At 39.4% G+C, this 26,439-nt stretch carries 15 protein-coding genes and 3 tRNA genes; 10 read left to right on the top strand and 8 right to left on the bottom strand.

What is annotated here, in order from left to right; genetic code table 11:
- The first annotated feature begins 13 nt into the window (after positions 1-13).
- From AC3E9U_RS11510 to AC3E9U_RS11495, 4 genes are all read left to right on the top strand, one after another.
- Entirely contained in the window at positions 14-3,361 is a 3,348-nt protein-coding gene (locus tag AC3E9U_RS11510) for a T9SS type B sorting domain-containing protein (RefSeq protein ID WP_488747048.1), read from the top strand.
- A gap of 25 nt (positions 3,362-3,386) precedes the next feature.
- Positions 3,387-5,756, top strand: a complete 2,370-nt coding sequence (locus AC3E9U_RS11505) for a T9SS type B sorting domain-containing protein (protein WP_488747047.1) — start codon at positions 3,387-3,389, stop codon at positions 5,754-5,756.
- 141 nt (positions 5,757-5,897) lie between these two features.
- A complete protein-coding gene (locus tag AC3E9U_RS11500) occupies positions 5,898-6,239 on the top strand; it encodes a T9SS type B sorting domain-containing protein (protein WP_488747046.1) in 342 nt (113 codons plus the stop codon).
- An 86-nt stretch (positions 6,240-6,325) separates the two neighbouring features.
- Positions 6,326-6,580, top strand: a complete 255-nt coding sequence (locus AC3E9U_RS11495) for a GlsB/YeaQ/YmgE family stress response membrane protein (protein ID WP_488747045.1) — start codon at positions 6,326-6,328, stop codon at positions 6,578-6,580.
- 48 nt (positions 6,581-6,628) lie between these two features.
- Here the strand turns inward: AC3E9U_RS11495 and typA are convergent, their stop codons facing one another.
- From typA to proS, 6 genes are all read right to left on the bottom strand, one after another.
- Positions 6,629-8,428, bottom strand: a complete 1,800-nt coding sequence (typA, locus tag AC3E9U_RS11490) for a translational GTPase TypA (RefSeq protein ID WP_488747044.1) — start codon at positions 8,426-8,428, stop codon at positions 6,629-6,631.
- Between the two features lie 145 nt (positions 8,429-8,573).
- Positions 8,574-8,825 (bottom strand): 30S ribosomal protein S20, encoded by a 252-nt coding sequence (gene rpsT / locus AC3E9U_RS11485; protein WP_488747043.1) that lies wholly within the window; start codon positions 8,823-8,825, stop codon positions 8,574-8,576.
- 157 nt (positions 8,826-8,982) lie between these two features.
- Positions 8,983-9,054: transfer RNA gene (locus tag AC3E9U_RS11480), tRNA-Glu, on the bottom strand.
- Between the two features lie 41 nt (positions 9,055-9,095).
- Positions 9,096-9,167, bottom strand: a tRNA-Glu gene (locus tag AC3E9U_RS11475).
- 27 nt (positions 9,168-9,194) lie between these two features.
- Positions 9,195-9,266: transfer RNA gene (locus AC3E9U_RS11470), tRNA-Glu, on the bottom strand.
- 80 nt (positions 9,267-9,346) lie between these two features.
- Positions 9,347-10,825 carry a proline--tRNA ligase gene (gene proS, locus AC3E9U_RS11465; RefSeq protein ID WP_488747042.1) on the bottom strand — a complete coding sequence of 493 codons (1,479 nt, stop codon included), beginning with the start codon at positions 10,823-10,825 and terminating at the stop codon, positions 9,347-9,349.
- Positions 10,826-10,927: 102 nt separating this feature from the next.
- Here proS and AC3E9U_RS11460 point away from each other — a divergent pair, with 102 nt between their 5' ends.
- From AC3E9U_RS11460 to AC3E9U_RS11445, 4 genes are all read left to right on the top strand, one after another.
- Positions 10,928-11,938 carry a hypothetical protein gene (locus tag AC3E9U_RS11460; RefSeq protein ID WP_488747041.1) on the top strand — a complete coding sequence of 337 codons (1,011 nt, stop codon included), beginning with the start codon at positions 10,928-10,930 and terminating at the stop codon, positions 11,936-11,938.
- Between the two features lie 67 nt (positions 11,939-12,005).
- Positions 12,006-13,532 carry an OmpP1/FadL family transporter gene (locus AC3E9U_RS11455; protein WP_488747040.1) on the top strand — a complete coding sequence of 509 codons (1,527 nt, stop codon included), beginning with the start codon at positions 12,006-12,008 and terminating at the stop codon, positions 13,530-13,532.
- 238 nt (positions 13,533-13,770) lie between these two features.
- Positions 13,771-15,084, top strand: a complete 1,314-nt coding sequence (gene rimO / locus AC3E9U_RS11450; protein WP_488747039.1) for a 30S ribosomal protein S12 methylthiotransferase RimO — start codon at positions 13,771-13,773, stop codon at positions 15,082-15,084.
- 29 nt (positions 15,085-15,113) lie between these two features.
- Positions 15,114-15,584 carry a hypothetical protein gene (locus AC3E9U_RS11445; protein ID WP_488747038.1) on the top strand — a complete coding sequence of 157 codons (471 nt, stop codon included), beginning with the start codon at positions 15,114-15,116 and terminating at the stop codon, positions 15,582-15,584.
- A 76-nt stretch (positions 15,585-15,660) separates the two neighbouring features.
- Here AC3E9U_RS11445 and AC3E9U_RS11440 read toward each other — a convergent pair whose 3' ends face one another.
- Positions 15,661-15,942 (bottom strand): hypothetical protein, encoded by a 282-nt coding sequence (locus tag AC3E9U_RS11440; RefSeq protein ID WP_488747037.1) that lies wholly within the window; start codon positions 15,940-15,942, stop codon positions 15,661-15,663.
- Positions 15,943-16,117: 175 nt separating this feature from the next.
- Positions 16,118-18,307, bottom strand: a complete 2,190-nt coding sequence (locus AC3E9U_RS11435; protein WP_488747036.1) for a B12-binding domain-containing radical SAM protein — start codon at positions 18,305-18,307, stop codon at positions 16,118-16,120.
- Between the two features lie 219 nt (positions 18,308-18,526).
- On the opposite strand from AC3E9U_RS11435, the gene AC3E9U_RS11430 reads away from it, so the two are divergent.
- The gene (locus AC3E9U_RS11430; RefSeq protein ID WP_488747035.1) at positions 18,527-22,174 is read left to right on the top strand and encodes a T9SS type B sorting domain-containing protein; all 3,648 of its coding nucleotides are present in this window, start codon (positions 18,527-18,529) and stop codon (positions 22,172-22,174) included.
- Positions 22,175-22,331: 157 nt separating this feature from the next.
- On the top strand, positions 22,332-26,423 hold the full coding sequence (locus tag AC3E9U_RS11425) for a DUF7948 domain-containing protein (RefSeq protein ID WP_488747034.1): 4,092 nt from the start codon (positions 22,332-22,334) through the stop codon (positions 26,421-26,423).
- The last annotated feature ends 16 nt before the right edge of the window (positions 26,424-26,439 follow it).

Below are 26,439 nucleotides of genomic sequence, written 5' to 3'. Positions count from 1 at the left end.
CATAACAATTATTATGAAATCTTTTAAGTTTTTCTTCCTGATACTTCTTTTTTCTGCTTCCTGTTACTCCCAGGGAGAAGCTAATAATTGGTATTTTGGTAACGGAGCCGGAATTAAATTCATGCCGGATGGTTCTGTTGTACCCTTGTCAGGCGGACAAATATTCACATTTGAAGGCTGCAGTTCCATATCAAATTCAAATGGCGATTTACTGTTTTATTCTGACGGAAGAAATGTCTGGGACAGAAATCATGTAATTATGCCTAATGGTGATTACAATGCCGGAACCGGTCTTTTAGGAGATCCTTCCAGTACCCAATCAGCCATCATTGTTCCAAAACCCGGAAATCCGAATATTTATTACATTTTCACGGTTGATGAGCCTCATAATGACAATGCTGCAGTTTTCCCCGATCAGAATACTAATGTAAGTTCGGATCAGGATGACGGCTTCAATAATGGTCTTAATTATTCTATCGTAGATTTATCACTTACAGGAAATAATGGCAGTATTGGAAATGTCACTACCAGAAACGTACACCTTGTTACGTACAATCCTTCAGTCATCTCCGAAGCAAAATACAAATGCTCCGAAAAAATTACAGCTGTAAAAAACAACAACGGATCCGGTTATTGGGTCATCACGCATTTTATTAATAAATTTTATGCCTTCAGGATTGACAGTAATGGTGTTGATTTAAATCCTGTTGTTTCCGTCGACGGACCAACGGTAGGGATTAACGGCTACAGAAGAAACGCGATTGGTTATCTGAAATCGTCACCTGACGGTCGAAAAATTGCCATAGCTCATAATCAGCTAGGGACAAGTACAGGTGGTACTGAAGAAAACGGACAGGTTCTGCTACACGATTTCAATAATGCGACCGGAGTTGTATCCAATGCCATTACAATTATCAATGGAGGTAATCCTTATGGTGTGGAATTCTCGGCTGATTCAAAAAAACTGTATGCCACTAATGGCTTAAACAACAATTTCATCAGCCGTCTTATACAATTCGATCTTACGGTTTCTCCGCTAACACCGGTAATCATTGACGAATCGAATGCTTCTGCCGGTGCACTTCAGTTGGGACCGAATAAAAAGATATACCGTGCTAATTTCTCCAACCAGTCTAATATTAGTTCGCACATCGGGGTAATCAACCAACCGGAAATAAATGGTGTGGCCTGTGATTACCAGACAATGGGAGTTGCACTGGTTTACGGAACTTCTTCCTTAGGATTGCCTCCGTTTATAACTTCCGTATTCAACTCAAGTATCATCGTGAGTAAGACTTGTTTTGGCGACGCGACCCAGTTCAGCATACCTGACAATCCCAATTTGGATAGTATCGTTTGGGATTTCGGAGATGGCACAAGTTCATCCCAGTTATCACCAACACATGTTTATAGCGCTACCGGAGACTACACCGTCACGGTAACGGTTACAGTGAACGGAAGTCCTATAACCAACGAACAGATTATTACAATTCATGATGTTCCGACAGCGGTTCCAATCCCGAATCAGACATTAAATCAGTGTGATGACGATGGCGATCAGATTTATACGTTTAACTTTTCCGCACTTTCAGGAACTATTCTGGGAAGTCAGAATCCTTCCCTTTACGACGTAAAATATTATCTGACCAGTCAGGATGCTATTGATGATACAAATGCGATTAACGCTTCAAGTTACACAAACACAGTGCCTTCTTTTGAAATTTATGCAAGGGTTTTAAATAAGAACAATCCGTTGTGCTACGACCTAACGAATTTTACGGTCAATGTTTTCAAACGTCCGGTGATAAATTCATTGACCGATTATAATTTATGCGATGATAACTCGGATGGTAATACAGCCAACGGACAGACATCTTTTAACCTTTCCCAGTTAAACAATGGTATTTTAGGAAATCAAAGTGCCTCTGACTATACCATTTCCTATCATTTGAATCAGAACGATGCCGATTTTGACAGTAATCCGCAACCACTTTCGTTCTATAATACAATTCCTTTCCAACAACCGTTAGTTGTAAGAATTGAAAATAATTTAAACACCACTTGTTATACTACACGTGAATTTAATTTAATTGTAAATCCGTTACCGAATGCTTCTCCGGGGCAATTACTACAATGTGATTTTCAGGTAAATCCGGATGGCTTCACAACCTTTAATTTATCGGAAGCAAATAGTACGTTAACGGGTAATAATGCGAATTACAGTACCGAATTTTATGCACAGGGTAACGCTACGCCTCTGAATACGATTTATACCAACATTCAGAATCCGCAGACACTTACTGTACATGTTATTGATAATGCAACAGGATGTTTTAGTATCACTACATTAACTTTAACCGTGAATACCAACCCGACGGTAACTGCCATTCTTCGCAAGTGTGATGCTGATGGTACTGAGGACGGGTTTACCGAGTTCAATTTAGCAGATGCCGGTTTTGAACTACCGGGAAACACAACCACCTATTATCTAAGCAGTAATGACGCGCTACTCGAGCAAAATGGAATAGCACAGTCGGCAAATTTCACCAATACAATAAGGGATACCCAACGTATTTATGTGCGAATTGAAAACGGCAATGACTGTCTTGGCCTGAATATCATTGATCTGATCGTAGATCCCCTGCCAAATATCGATATTGATGACACTGCTGTCTATTGCTTAAATCTGCCATCGGTCCCGGTTACTTTGGAGGCAGGTATCGGCTCACAAAACCCTAGTTCGTTTACCTACTTATGGTCGCCGGGAGGAGAAACCACCCCAACTATAAGTGTTTTGGCTTCCGGAACCTACACGGTCGCAGTTACAAATAGTCTAAACTGTTCTAAAGAAAGAACTATAATAGTTAAAGATTCTGATATTGCCGTAATTGAATCCGTTTATGTTTTAGATCTGTCCGATAATAACTCCATTACGATCTATGTTCAGGGTAATGAAAATGAATTCGAATACAGCCTTGATTCCGCGACCGGACCTTTCCAGGCAAGCAATCATTTTGAAAATGTTACCCCGGGAATCCATACTGTATACGTAAACGATATTGACGGATGCGGAATGATCCCTAAGGAAGTTTCCGTTTTAGGCATACCGAAGTTTTTCACACCTAATGGAGATGGATACAATGACACCTGGAAAATCATTGGTATGGAGCAGGGATATTATTCGGACAGCAAAATTTACATTTTTGACCGTTACGGAAAATTATTAAAACAAATGGACCCGCATGGAGAAGGCTGGAATGGTATTTTTAACGGACAACCTCTGCCCTCTACTGACTATTGGTATCTCATGAATCTTGAAGACGGAAGAACGGTGAAAGGACATTTCACGCTGAAACGATAATTTTTACAAAAGCCGCCCCCAATTAATGAAAGTATTAAAAAAAGTCTGCTTTCTTATTCTATTTGCAGCCCTACAAATTCAGATCGGACATACACAAAATAATTGTGCGGATGCGATCACCGTTTGCGGAAACAGTAATTTTTCAGGTCTTTCTACCACCGGTGAAGGAATTCAGGAATTGGATTTTACAAACAACGACTGTTCTTCTGTAGAAACTAACAGTTTATGGCTTAAAGTCCCTATCGCAACAAACGGGACACTTGCCTTCGAACTTGTCCCTCAAAGCAGCAATATTAATGTAGATTTTGATTTTTTCATATTCGGACCAAATGCAACCTGCAACAATCTGGGACATACTATTCGATGCTCTACCACAAATCCGGCTGCGGCCAATCTTGCAAACAATATAACCGGTATGAACACAACGGAAACCGATATAAGTGAAGGTCCCGGTGGATTTGGCAATAGCTTTGTCAGCGCAATCAATGCACAGGCAGGCGAAACTTATTTCATTGTTATCGACAGGCCCATCGGAACAAGCAACTTTTCTATTAATTGGACCGGTACTGCCACATTTGTTTCACCTCCCATAATAAATAACATAACGGATATCAGTAAATGTGATTCTGGTTTTCTCGACAACATAACATCATTTGACTTTACCACAACTTCAGCATTAGCAATCGGAAACCAGACCGGAATTGCAACGACCTTCCATACCTCGGTAAATGACGCGATTACGGGAACCAATCAAATCCCTGACATTACGAACTTTCAAAACACATCTAATCCTCAAACGATACACATCCGTTTGACCAATACCGCCACCGGATGTTTTTCCACAGCCTTGTTCACACTGAATGTGACACCATACCAGACCAACACTCCGTCAAATTTGGAAAAATGCGATTTGGACAATGATGGTTTTGCCACTTTTAATCTAAGAGACAATGATCCAATTTTAACCGGAGGAGATCCGAACATAGTGATTAGTTATCATCCTTCTGCAAACAGCCCTATAACATTACCGGACAATTTTACCAATACGGTTGTTAATACGAATGAAACCGTTTGGGCAAAAATCACCAATATTGTTACCGGATGCCATGCTTTCAAACTGTTTGATCTGATTATAAAAAGGATTCCATCGGTTACAGCTGCTCAATTAACACAATGTGATTTTCAGTTAAATCCTGACGGTTTGACAACTTTTAATTTATCTGAAGCCAATGGCGCACTAACCGGCAACAATCCTAACTTAACAACAGAATTTTACGTTCAGGGAAGTACAATCCCTTTGAACACAATTTATACCAATATCCAGAACCCGCAGGTACTTACTGTTAAAGTTACGGACAACACTACGCAATGTTATGCTTTTGCGACTTTGACGCTTAATGTAACCGTAAACCCAACTATTACAGCTGATTTATACGAATGTGATGCAGACGGAACCGAAGATGGATTTACAACATTTGATTTGACCCAGGCGGGATTTGCTGTCGGCGGAAATACGGTTACGTACTTCACTAACAGCAACGATGCCCTATTGGAACAGAACGAAATTCAACCTAATTTTATTAATACTATTGCAGATAATCAAAGACTTTATGCGAGGATTGAAAATGGAAATGACTGCATTGGAATCAATATAATTGATTTGCATGTTGACCCATTACCTAACATAGAAATCGCTGCAACAGATGTTTATTGCTTAAATCAGCCGTCCGTTCCTGTAATTTTAAATTCGGGTATCGGGTCACAAAACCCCGGTTTGTTTACTTACCTATGGTCGCCGGGAGGAGAAACCACCCCCACAATTAGTGTCTTGGCTTCGGGAAACTATACTGTTACTGTTACAAATAGTCTAAACTGTTCAAAAGAAAGAACTATAGTGGTTAAAGATTCAGACATTGCTGTAATTGAATCTGTTTACGTTTTAGATCTGTCCGATAACAACTCCATTACGATCTATGTTCAGGGTAATGAAAATGAATTCGAGTACAGCCTTGATTCCGCCACCGGACCTTTCCAGTCAAGCAATCATTTTGAAAATGTTATCCCGGGAATCCATACAGTGTATGTCAACGATATTGACGGATGCGGAATGATCCCTAAAGAAGTTTCTATTTTAGGCATTCCGAAGTTTTTCACACCTAATGGAGATGGATACAATGACACCTGGAAAATTACGGGCATGGAACAAGGATATTATTCAAACAGCACAATTTACATTTTTGACCGTTATGGAAAGCAATTGAAACAAATGGCGCCCGGCGGAGAAGGCTGGAATGGTATTTTTAACGGTCAACCTCTTCCCTCTACGGATTACTGGTATGCGATGAACCTGGAAGACGGAAGAATAATTAAAGGGCATTTTACACTGAAACGATAACTTATCAAACAGTTTAATTAAAGCTATGAGATTCATTCTCCATTTTTGTCTTTTTTTCATCTTGTCAATGACTGTCAGGGCGCAAAACATTCAAATTGATGAAAGTTATACTGCTCAACAACTTGTTAGAGATGTGTTTTCGTGGATCTATATCCCGGACGATATACCGTTTATGTACGTGACAAGCATGATTGTGGTTATACGACCGATGTAACTTATATCCTTGATTATCCGAAATTCTTCACGCCCAATGGTGATCAATACAACGACACCTGGAAAATAATGAATCTCGAATTATATAATCCAAATTCGGCATTGTCAATATTTGACCGATATGGAAAACTTATTAAACAAATGAATCCTTCTCGGGAAGGCTGGAACGGAACACATCTTGACAAACCGTTACCCGCCACCGATTATTGGTTTGAACTGAAATTAGAAGACGGAAAAATTATTAAGGGACACTTTGCCCTGAAGCGATAATCCAACTTAACTAACCAACTCAAATTGGGCTTTTTATTGATTTAATGTGGTAACTTTACATGTTAAAACCTGTAAATCAATAAATTATGGAAATCATTGCTACATTAGTTATTGGCGCCGTTGCCGGTTGGCTGGGAAGCCAAATTTTCAGCGGCAGCAGTTTAGGATTAATCGGAAATATCGTTGTTGGTATTTTGGGTAGTTTTGTCGGTTATTGGCTTTTAGGCAAATTAGGAATAAGTTTTGGCACCGGCATCTTAGGTGCTATACTAACCGGAGCTACAGGAGCTATCGTCATCTTAGCGATCCTTAATCTTATTTTTAGGGGGAATTCGAAGTAATAAAAAAAAGCCGCTGTTTGAGCGGCTTTTTTATTATATAACTTGAGATTAGTCAATTTTAAAACGTTTTCTGTCGTTTTCGTTCAAGTAGATTTTACGTAAACGCAACGATTTTGGCGTTACCTCTACATACTCATCTTTCTGAATGTACTCTAAAGCTTCTTCTAATGAGAATTTGATTGCAGGAATAATTCTTGCTTTATCATCCGCTCCGGAAGAACGTACGTTTGTTAACTTCTTAGTTTTAGTTACGTTCACAACCATATCATCCCCTCTTGAGTTCTCACCGATAACCTGACCTTCATAGATATCTTCATTCGGGTCAACGAAGAATTTACCTCTGTCTTGTAATTTATCGATTGAATAAGGAATCGCTTTACCATTCTCCATAGAGATCAATGAACCACTTAAACGACCTGGAATTTCACCTTTGAACGGTTGGTATTCCAAGAAACGGTGTGCCATGATAGCCTCACCTGCAGTTGCCGTTAACAATTGGTTTCTTAATCCGATGATTCCACGCGAAGGAATATTGAACTGAATGATCATACGCTCACCTTTAGGCTCCATGCTTAACATTTCACCTTTACGAACAGTCACGAATTCAACTGCTCTACCGGAAACGTTTTCAGGTAAATCGATAGTCAATTCCTCAATCGGTTCACATTTCACTCCGTCAATCTCTTTGATGATAACCTGAGGCTGACCGATTTGTAATTCATATCCCTCACGACGCATTGTCTCGATAAGTACCGACAAGTGAAGAACTCCACGTCCGAAAACCATGAATTTATCTGCAGAATCCGTTTCGTTTACTCTTAGAGCAAGGTTTTTCTCCAACTCTTTGTTTAAACGGTCTTTGATGTGTCTTGAAGTAACGAATTTACCTTCTTTACCGAAGAATGGGGAATCGTTAATAGTAAACAACATACTCATTGTAGGCTCGTCGATAGCAATTGTTGCCAATGCTTCCGGATTTTCGAAATCAGCAACAGTATCCCCAATTTCGAAACCTTCCAATCCAACGATAGCACAGATATCTCCAGCTTTAACGCTTTCCACTTTTTTACGCCCTAAACCGTCAAAAGTGTGTAATTCTTTAATTTTAGATTTGATGATCTTTCCGTCACGTTTTACCAACGAAATATTCTGACCCTCTTTTAATTCGCCTCTTTGTAAACGACCGATAGCGATACGTCCTGTGAAAGAAGAGAAATCTAAAGAAGTGATCAACATCTGCGGCGTTCCTTCAGAAACTTTTGGTGCCGGAATGTGCTCCAATACCATATCTAAAAGCGGCTCGATGTTCTCTGTTTGGTTTTTCCAGTCATCAGACATCCAGTTGTTTTTAGCCGAACCGTAAACGGTAGGGAAATCCAACTGCCACTCTTCTGCTCCTAATTCGAACATTAAGTCGAAAACTTTCTCGTGAACTTCTTCCGGAGTACAGTTTTCTTTATCTACTTTGTTTACCACCACGCATGGTTTCAAACCTAAATCGATTGCTTTCTGCAATACGAAACGCGTTTGCGGCATTGGTCCTTCAAAAGCGTCTACTAACAATAAAACACCATCGGCCATGTTTAACACACGTTCCACTTCTCCACCAAAATCGGCGTGACCCGGAGTATCGATAATATTAATTTTAGTTCCTTTATAAACAACAGAAACGTTTTTAGAAGTAATGGTAATACCTCTTTCTCTTTCTAGATCGTTGTTATCTAGGATTAAATCTCCTGTATTCTCGTTTTCACGGAATAACTGACAGTGATACATAATTTTGTCAACCAATGTGGTTTTACCGTGGTCAACGTGAGCAATAATCGCGATGTTTCTAATTGAAGTCATATACAAATTTTGAAGGTGCAAAAGTACAACTAATTTTTGAATTAAAAACACTAACTATGAACTAGTTAGCTAAATTTTAACCAATTAATAACAATAAAAAAAGCTCTCAGTGATGAGAGCTTGATTATTTTCCAAAGAACGACTACTATAAAGCAGCTACGTGTCTTGTTAATTTTGATTTTAAGTTTGAAGCTTTATTAGCGTGAATAATGTTTTTCTTCGCTAATTTGTCAATCATAGAGATTACAGAAGATAATTTTGCAGAAGCCTCCGCTTTATCTGTAGCTAAACGGATTGCTTTGATAGCATTACGTGTAGTTTTATGTTGGTATCTGTTTAATACTCTTTTTTTCTCGTTGCTTCTGATTCTTTTTAAAGCTGACTTATGATTTGCCATTTTTTTAAATTTTTAATTGTAATAATTATTTTAAATTATTAGTTAAAAAAGAAAAACCTCCCACAATTGCTGAACAATCACTTTGGTTTTAACTAATAAAACAATAATTCGAGACACTGAACCATTATTTTATAAAACTTAATCACAACTAATTTTGTAGCCCGTAGGGGAATCGAACCCCTCTTACCAGGATGAAAACCTGGCGTCCTAACCGATAGACGAACGGGCCGTTAAGCTCATTTCTTTGGTTGCCCAATATTTCAATAAAAGTAGCCCGTAGGGGAATCGAACCCCTCTTACCAGGATGAAAACCTGGCGTCCTAACCGATAGACGAACGGGCCAGTAAAAAACAATAAAGAAAAAAGTTGTAGCCCGTAGGGGAATCGAACCCCTCTTACCAGGATGAAAACCTGGCGTCCTAACCGATAGACGAACGGGCCGTCTTTTTTCTTTATTGCGGTTGCAAAAATACAACTAATTTTTATTCTTGCAAGCCTATTCTCAAAAAAAAATATTTTTTTTAATATGCCTTAGCAAAAAGCACTCTTCCGGCTGATGGTTTACCAGTAAACACACAGCTTCCCGCCTCTTCTTTTCTATCCAAAGCGATACAACGAATGGTTGCTTTTGTAAGCTCTTTGATCTTCTCTTCCGTCTCCGGAGTACCGTCCCAATGAGCAGCTAAGAAACCTCCTTTATTTTCCAAAACATCTTTAAATTCTTCGAAGGAATTCACCTCAGTTATATGAGAATTTCTGTAGGCCAATGCTTTATCAAACAAATCCTTTTGAATCTGCTCCAACAAATTCTGGATATAACCCACAATTCCTTCTTTAGAAACTGTCTCTTTTGTCAATGTATCACGACGCGCTACTTCGTACGTTCCGTTTTCCAAATCGTTAGGACCAATTGCCAAACGCACCGGCACCCCTTTCAATTCCCATTCTGCAAACTTAAATCCTGGTTTTTGCGTATCTCTGTCATCAAACTTAACCGAAATACCAGCTTTACGCAATTCGTTCATTAATTCTTTAACCTGAGCGGCAATCGCATCTAATTGCTCATCTGTTCTGTGAATCGGAACAATTACCACCTGAATAGGCGCTAAATTAGGTGGCAACACCAAACCGTTATCATCGGAATGCGTCATTACCAATGCTCCCATCAAACGGGTAGAAACTCCCCAAGACGTTCCCCAAACATGTTCCTGCTTTCCTTCTTTATTCGCAAATTTCACATCAAATGCTTTAGCGAAGTTTTGCCCCAAAAAGTGAGAAGTTCCCGCCTGAAGCGCTTTTCCGTCCTGCATCAAAGCCTCAATACAATAAGTTTCTTCAGCCCCAGCAAAACGTTCCGTTTCGGTTTTCACGCCTTTCATTACCGGAATCGCCATGAAGTTCTCAGCGAAATCAGCATACACATTCATCATTTGCACTGATTCTTCGATCGCCTCTTGTTTAGTCGCATGAGCGGTATGCCCTTCTTGCCACAAGAATTCAGCCGTACGCAAGAACAAACGCGTACGCATCTCCCAACGAACCACATTCGCCCATTGGTTGATCAATAACGGTAAATCTCTATAAGATTGCACCCAACCTTTATAAGTAGACCAAATGATCGCCTCACTCGTTGGACGCACGATTAATTCTTCTTCTAATTTTGCATTTGGATCAACAATAAGTTTGCCTTTGTTTTCTTCATCGGTTTTTAACCTGTAATGAGTAACAATCGCACATTCTTTAGCGAATCCTTCCGCATTTTTCTCTTCAGCTTCGAACATGCTTTTGGGCACGAACAAGGGGAAATAAGCGTTGCTATGACCTGTTTCTTTGAACATACGGTCTAATTCTCGCTGCATTTTTTCCCAAATTCCATATCCGTACGGCTTGATAACCATACAACCTCTTACTCCGGAATTCTCTGCTAAATCTGCTTTTACAACCAGTTCATTATACCATTTAGAATAATCTTCTGATCGTTTTGTTAAGTTCTTACTCATTTTTAATACTTTGGCACAAATATTGTTTAACTTACTTTAATGAAAATAGTTCGACAAAACTAACTAATTTTGTTATGTCCAACAATAAAAAACACCATTGATATGAAAACTATATACGTATCCGGCCGAAATTTATCCATTTATGTACTATTTGGACTAGTAGGACTTTTGGCTTCTTCCTGTGGTCCCTATCAGAACTCGTCGTATTATGACAATGACGGCGTTTACGGCTCTTCTGAAAAACCTCAGCAGCAGTACTCTGAAGCGAATGTCTCTCAAGACAAATACAAAGAGTACTTCGCAGCCAATAAAAACAATTACTCTCCTAATGACAGCGGAGCAGTTATAGATCCTAAGAACGACACCATCGTTTATCAACAACAGGACAATTATGTCGGTTGGGGCGAAAATTCAAAAAATGTAACTGTAAATTATTACGACAGCGGCTACGCTAGTCCTTGGTATGCCGGCTACGGATGGTATTACCCTTACTACGGATGGAGCTGGGGCATCAGCTGGGGCTGGGGCTGGGGCTATCCTTATTACGGATGGGGTTATTACAACCCTTATTGCTACTACCCATATTACGGATACACTTACGGATATTGCGGTTATTACGGAAGCTACGGAAACTACAGCTATGGCACCAGAGGAGGATATGCCTATAATGGCGGCCGAAGCAGTTACGCTTATAACGGAGAACGCAGAGGATATCCAAGTCAGAGAAGTTATTCCAACACAGGAGGAGGCAGAAATTACACTACATCAAATCCAAGAAGCGGAAATTATAACAATTCTGGAAACTTTGCGAATCCGCGAAGCCAATACACAACTCCGAGATCCGGTCAAAATGGACAATACACCTCACCAAGAGGCAACAATACTTATCCATCTCCAAGAAGTTCAGGTGGTTACTCCACTCCTAACTCCTCTCCTAGAAGTTCCGGAGGTTATTCCACACCTAGTTCTTCTCCTAGAAGTTCAGGCGGCTATTCCACTCCAAGTTCTTCACCTAGAAGCTCAGGCGGTTATGGTGGCGGAGGCTATGGCGGCGGAGGCGGAAGTTTCGGCGGTGGCGGTGGCGGTCGTTCCGGCGGAGGCGGCAGAAGATAAAATTTTATAAATTTCCTAAGCCCATCCATTTGGGCTTAGGTTTTATTTTAACCAAAACCAGTTTATCATGAAAAAACACTTACTCCATATAACGTTATTCTTGACGGCACTAATGGCAAATGCCCAAGAAACAACCCCTTTTTCAGCATTGCGTTACGCCATTGACAATACTCAGGGAAGCGCGCGTTTTAGAGCTATGAGCGGCGCTTTTGGTGCAGTTGGAGGTGATTTGTCCGCTATCAATGTTAACCCTGCCGGTTCCGCGCTTTTCAACAACAACGCGTTTACCATGACAATGAGTGTGTACAACAACAAAAACAAGTCGGATTATTTTGGAGGAATGGCCTCTGACAACACCACCACCTTTAATTTTAACCAAATCGGGGGCGTCATGGTGTTCAATAACATCAAACAGAGCAGTGCCTGGAAAAAATTCACACTTGCGATAAATTACGAAACTACGAATGATTTTGACAACGATATTTACTCTCAGGGAATTAATCCGGATCGTTCCATAAGCGAATATTTTACGCAATTTGCCAATGGATTTGGTGGCCTTGGAGGGATTCCTTTAAGTGTGTTACAGGATGCTGATTATTTATCTTTAGGCTTTGCTGATCAACAGGCATGGTTAGGATATCAGGCTTATGTATTTGATCCGGCCACAAACACACCAAACAACACCACTTATTTTTCAAATGCGCCCGGCGGAACCTCATATTACCAAACCAATGCCGTATATTCATCAGGCTATAATGGTAAATTAATGTTCAACTTTGCTGCGGATTACAAAGACGTTCTTTATTTGGGACTTAATCTGAATTCCCATTTCAACAATTTCTTCCAGCATACTTCTGTTTATGAATCAAATTCCGGACCGGACAATCCTACCGGAAATACACTTCACAGCGTTCTTTTCAACAATTACCTGCATACTTTTGGTAGCGGTTTCTCTTTCAGTGTGGGCGCCATTGCTAAAGTCAGCAGGGATTTCAGAGTAGGATTTACGTACGAATCCCCTACCTGGTACCACTTAACAGACGAACTCTCACAGGATGTTTCAACAAGATTCAGCGATTCTGACGGTGTAGAATCATCGGCCTATATCAACCCCAATATAGTGAATATTTATCCGAGCTATAAATTAAACACGCCCGGCAGATATAACGGTAGTATGACTTATTTGTTCGGCAAAAAAGGATTGATCAGTTTCGATTACACCTTTAAAGATTATTCCACCACAAAATTTAAACCTGAAAACGATCTTTACTACAATTCCGTGAACAATCTGATGTCAAACTCATTGCGCGGTGCCTCCGAATTCAGAGTGGGTGGAGAATACCGAATCAATCAGGTTAGTCTGAGAGGTGGATACCGTTTTGAACAAAGTCCGTATGAAGATAAGAAAACTATCGGCGACTTAAACGGATTTTCAACTGGTATCGGATATAATTTCGGGCCCTCCAAACTTGATTTTGCTTACGCCTACTCACAAAGAGACATGCAGGTGCATTTACTTTCAAGTTTTACTGATGCTGCTACGGTTACAACAAAAACGAACAATTTTTTCCTGACCTACACCTTTAATTTCTAATCAGAAACTATATAACCACATAAAAAGCCACTCCGTAAGAAGTGGTTTTTTTCTTTTTCTGACCTTTGATTTTAGCCCGACATCAGTGGTCTCTTTTCCTTTTTCCTTTAATAGAGCATCCAGATAACTACTGGGAGGCGGGACCAAACCCTTAAAAAATTGCCAAACCATGGTGCTTCTAAATATAAAAAGCGTAATTTTGCGCACTTTGTAAAAATAAAATAAGCATCATAATTACATGAGAACCAAGTCATTAAAGAAAAACAAAATCAATGTAATCACCCTTGGGTGTTCGAAAAACGTGTATGACAGTGAAGTACTGATGGGGCAGTTAAAAGCCAGCGGTAAAGAAGTGGAGCACGAAGCACCGGCGGAAAGTGAAGGCAACATCATTGTTATCAACACCTGCGGATTCATTGACAATGCGAAGGCCGAATCAGTAAACATGATTTTGGAGTATGCCGACAAGAAAGACAAAGGTTTGGTAGACAAAGTTTTCGTAACCGGATGTTTATCAGAACGTTACAGACCCGATTTAGAGAAAGAAATCCCGAATGTGGATCAGTATTTCGGAACAACTGAATTGCCTTTATTATTAAAAGCATTAGGTGCCGATTATAAACATGAATTATTAGGGGAACGTTTAACAACAACTCCAAAAAACTATGCTTATTTAAAAATTGCCGAAGGTTGCGACCGTCCCTGCAGTTTCTGTGCTATTCCGTTAATGCGAGGCGGGCACGTTTCCCAGCCGATTGAAAAATTGGTTAAGGAAGCGGAAGGTTTGGCTAAAAACGGCGTTAGAGAATTGATTCTGATTGCACAGGACTTAACATACTACGGTTTAGATTTATACAAAAAACGTAACCTTGCCGAATTACTTGAAAACCTTGTAAAAGTTGAAGGAATCGAATGGATTCGCCTACATTACGCCTTCCCTACCGGATTCCCGATGGACGTGCTTGAACTAATGAAGCGTGAACCTAAGATTTGTAATTATATCGATATTCCATTACAGCATATTTCAGACAATATTTTAAAATCAATGCGCCGCGGAACTACGCAGGCAAAAACCACTAAATTATTGAAAGACTTCCGTGAGGCGGTTCCGGGTATGGCTATCCGTACTACTTTAATTGTTGGTTATCCGGGTGAAACTGAGGAAGATTTCAACATCCTTAAAGATTTCGTTCAGGAAATGAAATTTGACCGTTTGGGTTGTTTTGCTTATTCACACGAAGAAAACACACATGCTTATTTGTTGGAAGATGATGTTCCGGACGAAGTAAAACAAGCACGTGCCAATGAAATCATGGAACTGCAATCACAAATTTCGTGGGACTTGAACCAAGAAAAAGTAGGACAGGTTTTCAAATGCATCATCGACCGAAAGGAAGGTGGTTATTTCGTGGGAAGAACCGAATTTGACAGTCCGGATGTAGATAATGAAGTACTGATTGACGCTACGAAACATTATGTAAAAACAGGTGAGTTCGTAAACATCACAATCACCGATGCGACTGAGTTTGACCTTTATGGCGAGCCGGCATAATAATGCGTTTTTTCCGTAACATATACCATATGACTTTCCTTAAAATGATATTCCTCTTATTGTTTTTAGGCGCTGTTCCGAGTATTTATGCACAAAACGGAAACGGTTATGAAGATCCGTATAATGTAAACGGCCAAGGAATAACAGGCTTTGGAAGAAGAGGGAACCTGCCTTTGCAGGATATTTCCAAACTTTCAGAAGAAACTCAGGACAATATTCAGGAAGAGACCTTTAAAAAAACGGTTGCTAAATTTAAAACCGAGCTGCGTTTGGACGAGCTTCAACTGATTGTAATCAGCAAAATAATTAAGCAATGTCTGGCAAAGCAAAACACTATTCTGGCCAGTGACAATCCTCAGGAAAAGAAAGTATCGGATGCGGAAACGCTCATGGGAAACACAGAACGGGAAATCTTTGGCTATTTAAATCCCGATCAAAAGGAGAATTTCAAAGTATTGATCGCGGAAAGAGAAAAGAAGTTCGAAAAACTTAAAAGTTGAAATTTCAGCTTATTAAAATAACAAATCCCCAGCAACTTTGGTTCATGGGGATTTTTTTGTTGTTTATATTCAGTCGTCAAAAAGCATCCGGCGGTGTTGGAGGCAACTGTCGGTCCGTGATAATTTTTCGGACAGCTTTCAGAGCCTTTTTCTTTAATTTTCCACTGTTCATCATCTCTACCAAATCTTCTGTTTTAAAAACCGAGTAATATTCGATCAGATATTTCACTTCATCATCGATCGTATTCATTTCTTTTATAGTATCCATTTCTTTGTCCACATACCGCATTATGTGATGCCTTCTGCTATAGATCACAGCGAGCACCATCACTACTACTATTATCAAAAAAATCATCATAGCCGTTTAAATTTTATCGTTACTCTTTTGAACAAAACAGGAATGAAATTTCTTTACTTATTGTTGCTTAAAAAACAACTGCACAATAATCCGCACGTAATCATAACCAACTAATTATCAATATATAAACTTATGACAAAAAGCCGAATTTTGCAATATTTTCTTTCAGATAAAATTAAAGGGCTAACCAGGCAACCTGACGCAGACTGACAATTGGTTTGGAGTACCAAAATAATTCGAAATCTTCGAGACCGGAAGCCTCATAATCGGATTTCACGTCGCTAAAAAGATATTTCTTATCATTTGTAGCGGAAATCTTTTCTATCAAAGACTGCAGCCAAATTCCGTTTTCTTTTTCAACAGTGATTTCAAAAACTTCACGTTTGTCGTGAAACGTCATTTTCATCATTTCCCAAGAATTCCCTTTTTTGCTTTTCGTAAAGATTTCGGCTAAAGGCTTTCCTCCTATCCATACTATTTTAGCATTGGGACGAATGTTGAAGTTCACTTCTTTTTCAAGACAATTATTGATAAAATCAGGTTTTATGGTTGTTCTCGGGATTTTAAAATCGAACCAATCCTGCAGCGGATAATCGAAACAGATACCGTGCATGTAATTGAAAAGCGATTTTTTCAGTCCGAAACTGAATTTATCATGATCGATTCCGGTTTTGTCCTGAAACTGTATGTCATTATTGGCAAAAGTGATATCATTCAGTTCAGGCATTACACCGAATTCCTCCGGGAACATTCCCACAGGACTATGGGCCGTCATGGCAAACTGATGCCAGAAGCCCGACTGTAATATCCCCACTTCAAACAACTGACGCACCATTTCCAGGCTATCGATTGTTTCCTGAACCGTTTGAGTTGGATATCCATACATCAGATAGGCATGAACCATGATGCCTGCTTCGGTAAAATTGCGGGTCACCTGAGCCACCTGCTCCACTGTTACGCCTTTTTTAATGAGATCCAATAGTCGATCAGAAGCAACTTCCAATCCACCGGAAACTGCGATACAACCTGATGCTTTAAGCACCATACATAAATCGGCCGTAAAACTTTTCTCGAAACGAATGTTGGTCCACCATGTAACCGTTAAGTTTCTGCGCAGAATCTCTAAAGCCACCTCGCGCATTAAAGCCGGTGGCGCCGCTTCATCTACAAAATGAAATCCGTTGTGTTTGGTTTGATCAATAAGCTCTTCCATTCTGTCCACCAGAAGTTTGGCGGCGATGGGTTCGTATATTTTGATGTAATCCAGTGAAATATCGCAGAAAGTACATTTTCCCCAATAACAGCCGTGTGCCATGGTAAGTTTGTTCCACCGGCCATCGCTCCAAAGACTGTGCATTGGATTGGCGATTTCGATTACGGAAATGTAGTTGTTTAAAGGTAAATCGGTATAATCAGGTGTACCGACGTCGTTTTGTTTATAGTCATGACGAAGGGTATTACTCTTATAAACCACCTGATTATCTTCCAACAGAAAAGTTCTTTTGAATTCCTGCTGTTCTAAATTATTCACATGCTTATGAAGTAGTTCCACCGGCAATTCGCCATCGTCTAAAGTGATGAAATCAAAGAATTCGAAAACACGGATATCTTTCAATTCGCGCAATTCGGTATTGGGAAAACCCCCTCCCATTACAATTTTAATCTTTGGAAAATGCTCCTTGATATATTGCGCACAACGAAAGGCACTGTACAAGTTGCCGGGAAACGGCACGGAAAAACAAATCAGTTTTGGATTAACCTGACGGATTCTTTCAGCGATAATCTTTAACGTTACGCTATCGATATAAGTAGGTTCCGTTTGCAGGTACTCGTATAATTCATCAAAGGAATTGGCGCTTCTGCCCAAACGTTCGGCATAACGACTGAACCCGAAGTTTTCGTCGACACATTCCACGATGAAATCGGATAAATCTTCTAGGTATAACGTTGCGAGATGTTTCGCTTTGTCCTGCATTCCCATGCTTCCGAAAGCCCAATCCATATCGTCCAACTGACTGAAACGCGAGGCTTCCGGAAGGAAACCGTCCAGACAGATTTGTCGGGCCAAGGTAGGATTCTGTCCTTGCAGAAAAGCGATAACCGAATCAATCGTTTTAATGTACTCGTGCTGCAGACTGAAAATTCGCTGAGCATTATCAGAGAATTTACCTTGATCACTTTCAGCATACTTAAAAATACCGGCCAGCCCTTCTTTTGAAAACAATTCCAAAATCACTTCGATACCTAAATCCATCTGAAACGAACTGATGTTTTTGGTATTCAGAAAACCTTTCAAATAAGCAGTTGCCGGATACGGCGTATTCAGCTGGGTAAAAGGCGGCGTGATCAGAAAAAGGTCTTTCAAAGCAAAATGTTTCCGCAAAGGTAAAATTTAGTTGTGAACCGTAGGGATTATATTTTTATAAAAGATTGGATTCATATAAATCAAATAACCTCTTCAGTCTAAAACCTTTATTTGGCACTTACAAACTGACATTCCCGAATCGTTAGCAAATAAGCCGCATTTGCAAACTCTGCCTTTAAAATGAAAGAAATTAATCCTACTTTTGCAAAAAATCCATTTGTGAGAAAAATAATAATAATCCTTACCCTTTTAAGCTTTTCAATTCATTTACAAGCACAGAACAAAAGCCAAAAAAACAACAGTAAATCCGTTAAACTTACAGTTCCAGTTGAAAACCGAAAAATTGAAGATTCTCACGGCCATTTAATTATTGATTCTATTCAAAGAAAACTTTTTTTTCAAAAAAGACAGCAGGAAATAGATCGAAACCATCAACACAATCCTGCTAATAAAGCAGCATTGTCGCCTGTACATTTATGCAGCAACAGTAATTTTGAACAATTTGAGCCTCAGGGAGCTGTTAATGTTTTAAAAAATTACCTGTATACCATCACAGATCCGATGAACCCAACACAGTGCGTTACTCCGAGCACTGTGGCCACTCAGTATATTTCCCAATATGATCCTGCGGCGTCACCATTTATGGCCGGTACGGTTCCTTCCAATTATATTGATGAATTTATCGGGGACATTCAGGCTTTCGATCAGTACGCCCTGGTAATCAATCATAAAAATTCCATAAATACTTCGGGAGTTGTACAAACCAAGCGTTTTAAAACCAATAATGAAACGGAAGCTGTCTTTAATTACAAACTCGTTTTACAAAGTATAGAAGAATCAGGGCATTTTAACGAACAGCCTTTCTTTAAAGCAAGAATTATCAGAAACAACGGTACGATAGCCGATGAATTTTGTGTTATCGGCGATCCTAACAACTGTATTTTCACACAGGCTCCAAACTTTGAGGCCGGTAGTATCGTACTTTACACTCAAAACTGGCAAGCAGGAACTTTAGACATTTCATCGATCCCAAACAATGAAGAATTTACAATTGAATTTACTGCTGCACGTTGCGGTTTAGGTGGTCACTTTGGTTATGCTTATCTTGACGATATGTGTCTGATCCGATCTAATGAAAATTTACAGGGAAGCATTCAATTGGATCCGCTTTATAAAATCTGTCCGACTTTACCACTTTCCGTTTGCGGAACCTTTACTGTCCCTAATTCGGGAGGAATTTCTGCCACTATAAACAGTATTACTTTAAATGTTTACGATGCGGCGAATTCATCCATTTATACGACGACCACAACAAGTTCTTTAGATTTGATCAATAAAACGTTCTGCTTTCAGCTGGATGCAGCCAATTTACCAAACGTCACTAACGGAAATTACAACGTAGGCGTTACCATAAATTATGGATTGCTCCAGACAAACTGTTCGGGAACAAACTTTGATTCCGCAACAGATAGTGATGCAAATGCCGGGTGGGATATTGCGTTTATGAACTGTACCCCTGATTGTAATTTTGCACTTCAGCCGGGCACGCTCAAAACCTGTGATTCCAATGGTGACGGAAAAGAATTTTTCAATCTTACACAAGTAAACCCGCAATTGATTGGAACACAAACCGGTTTAACCATCAGTTATTTCACCACGCTGAATGATGCCACGAACGATACCAATGCTATTGCCAATTTTGTTAACTACGAAAGTTATACGGGAACGCTTTTTGCACGAGTTTCAACCAGTGCGACTTGTTTCAAGATAATTGCTTTTAAAGTGGTGGTCAAAAATCCATCCGCGACTATTGCAGGTATTTTGAATGTTTGTGGTGGAAGTACTACACTAACCGCTTCTCCCGGCGCTTCTTATTTATGGTCAACCGGAGCAACGACGCAAAGTGCCGTAGTTACAACCAATGGTACACACAGCGTAACCGTAACTGATTCTGACGGATGTATTTCTCAGGCTTCTGTTACAATTTTACCAACGAATGTTGCCGTGTCGCCGACTATCGTAGTCACACAACCGACTTGTTTTATCGGAACTGGAACCATAGCTGTCACTTCGCCCGCTGTAGAATTCAGTTTTGACGGAGGGACAACATGGGGCACAAATCCGATACTTTCAAACGTAGCTGTTGGATCTTATGATGTAAAAATCAAGACTGTAAATGCTTGTTATTCTTATAATACCCGTATAAACATTGTCCCTTTCCAGTCTTCGTATCCGTTTTTCAGCAGTATAAATCCAACCAGTTGTGGAGGTACCGGAAGCATTACAATTACAACCGTAGCCTCAGAATACAGTTTCGACGATGGCGTGACATGGACAACGAACAATACTGCCACCAACTTACCTTTAGGTATTTATTTAATCAGAACAAGAGATACTAACGGATGTATTTCAAACTTTAATAACGTTGTGTTATCCGGTGAGTTCTTACCACCTCCAACTTTCACCACTTTCGACCCGTACTGCTCGAATCCTGGAAGCATTACTATAACTGCTCCGGGCGATGAATTCAGTTTCGATGGTGGAACTACTTGGCAGACTTCCAATACGCTAACCAATTTAACAGCGGGAAGTTATGTTATCAAAGTCAGAACTGCACAAGGGTGTACTTCACCAAATGTTTACGTGTATCTTAAAAATTTCGAAAGCATACGTCCTTCTTACACTATTGACGATGCAGGATGTGACAAATATGCAACGATTACGATAACAACCCCAGGTGATCTTTACAGTTTTGACGGAGGTATAACCTGGACTGCAAGCAATACCTTAGGCAATCTTAACGGAGGAACAAGCTTCGTTATTAAAGTTAAAAGATTACCAAACTGTGAGACTTTAACCTCCACTGTCACCATTAACTCTTATTTCATGCCGCTTCCTGTGGTAACCAGTTTTTCAACGCTGGTGTGTGATAATAAAAATGACGGAAGCGAGCGAGTTGACTTAACGGCCTTCAATCCAAATTTTGTAGCGAATTCGGCCACTCATACCTTCAATTTTTATGAGACGCAGAATGGTGCATTAAATCAGATTGCTTCAGAATTAATTTCAATTCCAACACAATACAATCTGACACAAATCAGAAAAACGCTTTACGTTTTAGTTACCGATAGCAACGGTTGTTCAAGTGTGACGCATCTGGATATGATCCTTATACCGACACCGGTGATCACTATTGATGATCTTTATTATTTATGCGAAAACAGTTCCGTTAAAGTTAGGGAAAATGCGTCTTTCGACAGTTATTTATGGTCAAATGGAGCAACAACACCATGGACATTCTTTACACAACCGGGGATTTACACGTTGACCGTAACTGAAAACCACGGTGCGATTGTCTGTTCTACAACCAAGACTTTTGAAGTTATCTTATCCAACAGAGCAACCATTACCCATATTAATTTTGAAGACTGGACGGTCGATGACAATGTGATTCAGGTAATCGCAACCGGTTTAGGGGATTATGAATATTCAATCGACGGAACAAATTATCAAGAAAGCAATACGTTCTACAATGTTGCCTTAGGAGAACATCTTGTTTATGTAAGAGATAAACACGGCTGCGGAATCGCTACCGACGATGTTTACTTGCTGATACATCCTAAATTCTTCACACCAAACGGAGACGGTCATAACGATTATTGGAGAATTACGTTTTCCGAAAAAGAGCCTAACATCGATATCATGATTTTTGACCGTTACGGTAAATTCATAAAGCAGTTGGATGCTAAATCAGAAGGTTGGGACGGAACTTACAATGGAAAACCTGCTGTATCCACTGATTATTGGTTCCTGGTTAAGAGACAGAACGGAAAAGAATTCAGAGGCCACTTCACGTTAAGACGTTAAGTTTTAATTTCCAAAACTACTAGTCACCGCATTTATTTTTGTTGCTTTAACAGAAATGAATGCGGTGATTATTTTTAATGCATTGGATTTTAGCACTATACTACGATAGCTCCCCTAAGTAAAAAAAACTACCTTTGCAAAAAATTTCAAATATAGAATGCGAACTTTCCTCCTTTATCTTCTTTTGTTATCCTCGCTATTTTCATTCTCACAGAAAAATCCCAAAACGCTTGGCTTTTCAGAAAATAAAGGGCAGATAATTGATCAAAAGGGAAAACAAAACAAGGCTGTTCAGTATCTTTTAAATACTCCCGGATTGAATGTTCAGTTGCGAAACAATGGGTTTTCGTATGACATTTATGAGGCGAAGAAAATTCCGTTAACAAAAGAAGAGAAGCACTTCAGAGATACAAATAAAAGTCTTAAAGACGGAAAGGATGCTCCGGATTACTCCTTGGAATACAATTATCATCGTATTGATATCGATTTTATAAACTCAAATGCATCGGTAAAATTAGTTGCTGAAGAAAAATCATCGGATTACGACAACTACTACAATGTGGCACATACGCCGGAAGGGATTACCAATGTACACAAATATCAAAAAGTCACTTATCGGAACATTTACAATAACATTGATGCGGTTTTCTTTATTCCGAAAGATACCACTAAAGTTGTAGAATATAATTTCATCGTAAAACCGGGTGGGAAAGTTTCGGATATTCAGTTGAAATTTAACGGTGCGAAAACGGAATTGGCGGATAATAAAATCAAGATGAATGTTCGCTTTGGGCAGATGGAAGAAACGCTTCCGTTGAGCTGGGTTGAACAAGGCAATTCCAGAAAAGAGATAGCTGTTGGTTATAAACAGATTAAGAAGAATGTGTATGGTTTTGAGGGGGATTTGAATGCTTCGGATAAGACTATTGTGATTGATCCGGTGCCGGTTCGATTGTGGGGGACTTATTATGGGGATGAAACAAATATCCACTATAGTCAAGGAGATGCAAGCCTGACAACTGATTCTTTTGGGAACGCTTATATGAGTGGTTCTACAACTGCTTCAAACTCTTCTTATGCCACTACAGGTGCTCATCAAACCACTATACTCAACGGCATTTTTTCAACTGCTAATGGAATTATTGTAAAATTTGATCCGAATGGAAATCGATTATGGGGTACTTATTATGGTGGAACTAATCATGACTTTATTATGGGAATTAAAACAGATTCTCAAAATAATGTAATCATAACAGGAATGACCCAATCAACAACAAACATAAGCACTAATGGATCACACAAACCCAATTTAACAGGCACATATTATGATGCCTTTTTGGTAAAATTCAACGAGTCAGGCGTAAGACTTTGGGGAACTTATTTTGGAGGTGACAAAGATGATTATGCGGAAGCTTTAGCTATTGACAACTCCAATAACATCTATATTGTTGGTGGTACTTCAAGCCGAAATGGTATTGCCTTTAACTGCAATTTTCAACCGCAACTATATATTGGCCCTTATGATGAAATAGATGCCTTTGTAGCCAAATTTAACGAAAACGGAAATCTTATCTGGGGAACTTATGCAGGAGGTGAAGACAGAGAACGATTTACTGCAATTGTAGTTAAAGACAATTATCTTGTTGTTGGTGGCGATACCGAAAGCTTTAGTAACATAGCTACCAGCGGGGTTTATCAAGTAACTCATCACACCAATATCTATTCTGATGGTATGATCTTTAAATTTTCTAATGATGGGAGCCGATTATGGTCTACCTATTATGGAGGTAACTATACCGACTTCATTTATTCAATAGCAGTGGATGATGAAGACAACATTTACTTTGGAGGAGAAACCGGCAGCCAGGACAACATCGCAACTCCGGGTAGTTTTAACAGTACAAATTACGGTATCTATACCGGTTACTTAGTAAAATTGAACAGTAATGGTTCAAGGGTTTGGGGTACATTTTTGGGAGAGGTAACAACATATTCCATTATTTTTAAAAACAATTCTATTTATATTGGAGCTACAGGGAATACTTATGTAACTACCACCAATTTAACAAATTCTTGTTCCTATAGACGGAATGGAAATAATGAGGGATATATTGGAAAATTTTCAAAATCAGGCAATCATATTTGGGGGACTTTTGTTGGAGGAATAAGTACTTCTGAGAAAACAGTAATTGCTTTTGACCCCAATAATGACATTTTTGTAAGTGGTGTGACAAGAAACTCCAACACAGGTATTACTGACAGTAATTCTTATCAACCGACAATTTTGGGACTTTTCAACAACTATTTCATAATGAAGTTTGAAGAAGGGGATTTATGCACGATGGATTTTCAACCTACAGCTAATTCCCCAATTTGTACATCACAAACAATATCATTTAATAATGTTCCTTCCGGTTATATTTATAACTGGACTGGGCCGAATGGGTTTACAAGCACGATTCAAAACCCAACCATAAATAATACGACTTCAGCAAATAGCGGTTTATACACTGTAGTTATTAGTGATAATATTGGTTGCGGCTGTCAAAAAACCTATACGTTTAATATATTGGTTGAAGACAATTTAAGCCCAATACCAAACATAGCCAATCTTCCGACCATTAATGGTGATTGCAACACATTAATTTCAACAATCCCAACCGGAACCGATAATTGCGCTGGAAACATAACAGCTACTACAACAAGTCCTTTGAGTTACGCCATACCGGGAACTTATACCATTGTTTGGAATTACAACGACGGAAACGGAAATACTACTGCCCAAAATCAGACTGTAATTATAACGGCAACAAATGCACCAATTGTAAATGCCAATTTTTATTTTTGTCCTAACCAAACGCTGACATTAAACGACATCACCATCACCGGACAAAACATCAGATGGTATGATGCACCAACCGGTGGAAATTTACTGGCAAATACTGCCCTTTTACAAAACGGTGTCACTTATTATGCATCGCAAACCATTAACGGCTGTGAAAGTGCACGAGTTCCAGTAGCAGTTGTTATTCAAAACACGCCTGCTCCAACCGGAAATGCAAACCAGAGTTTCTGCAGTTCGCAAAATGCCACCTTGAATGACATTGCTGTTTCTGGAAGCAGTCTAGTCTGGTATAACAGCACAACGGGAACTGTGGTTTCACCTTCAACAACTGTATTGGCAAATAACACTACTTACTATGTGACTCAAACAGTAAACGGTTGCGAAAGCCCCACCCGATTGGCTGTCACCGTGACCTTAATCAATACCTTAAACGCAAATAATTATTCGGAAACACTTTGCGATGACTTAAACAACGGTTCTGAAACTGTAAATTTATCAAATTACAATTCCGATTTGATTGCAACAACGAGCGGTAACATCTTTACCTACTATCATTCTCAAAACGGCGCTGAAAATCAAATCAGTTCCGACGCAATAACCAATTTCACGAATTACAATCTGTCAGTTGGAAATAATTTGACTTTTGTCCGAATCGATTCAAGCAACGGTTGTCATCAGATAGTGGAATTGAATCTTACCTTAGTCGGTAAACCTATTATTCCGATTAATGATATCCTACCAATCTGCGAAGGAAGTTCTATCACGGTAAATGCAGGGACGGGCTTTGATTCTTATTTATGGTCTACGACCGAGACCAGTCCATCCATCACAATATCTACTCCAGGAAATTATTCGGTTACTGTCACGGAAAATCATGGAACCATCCGCTGTTCATCGGTTAAAAACTTTACCGTTGTAAACTCAAATACGGCAACAATCTCAGAAATCATCACTTCGGACTGGACCAACAACCAAAATACTATTTCGGTACTATTAAACAATAGCAGTAGCGGAAATTACGTTTTCTCGCTGGATGGTGTGCATTACCAAACGAGCAATACTTTTACCAATCTTCCAAAAGGAGAATACACTATTTTTGTCAAAGACGAAAACGGTTGCGGCATCAAAGAATACGATTTTTATTTGCTGATGTATCCGAATTTCTTCACTCCGAATGGAGACGGTTACAACGATTACTGGAAAATTGAACTTTCTGAAAAAGAACCTAATATGAATATCCTGATTTTTGACCGATACGGTAAATTACTGAAACAGTTGGGCGCGAATTCAGATGGCTGGGACGGAACATATTCCGGAAAACCGGTTCCGGCAACGGATTATTGGTTTGTTGTTACCAGACAGAACGGAAAAGAATTCAGAGGACATTTCAGTCTGAAGCGCTAAGGATATTTCATAAGCC

This window comes from Flavobacterium sp. 21.1 (assembly GCF_057801535.1).
This window is presented reverse-complemented; position numbering and strand designations above follow the sequence as displayed.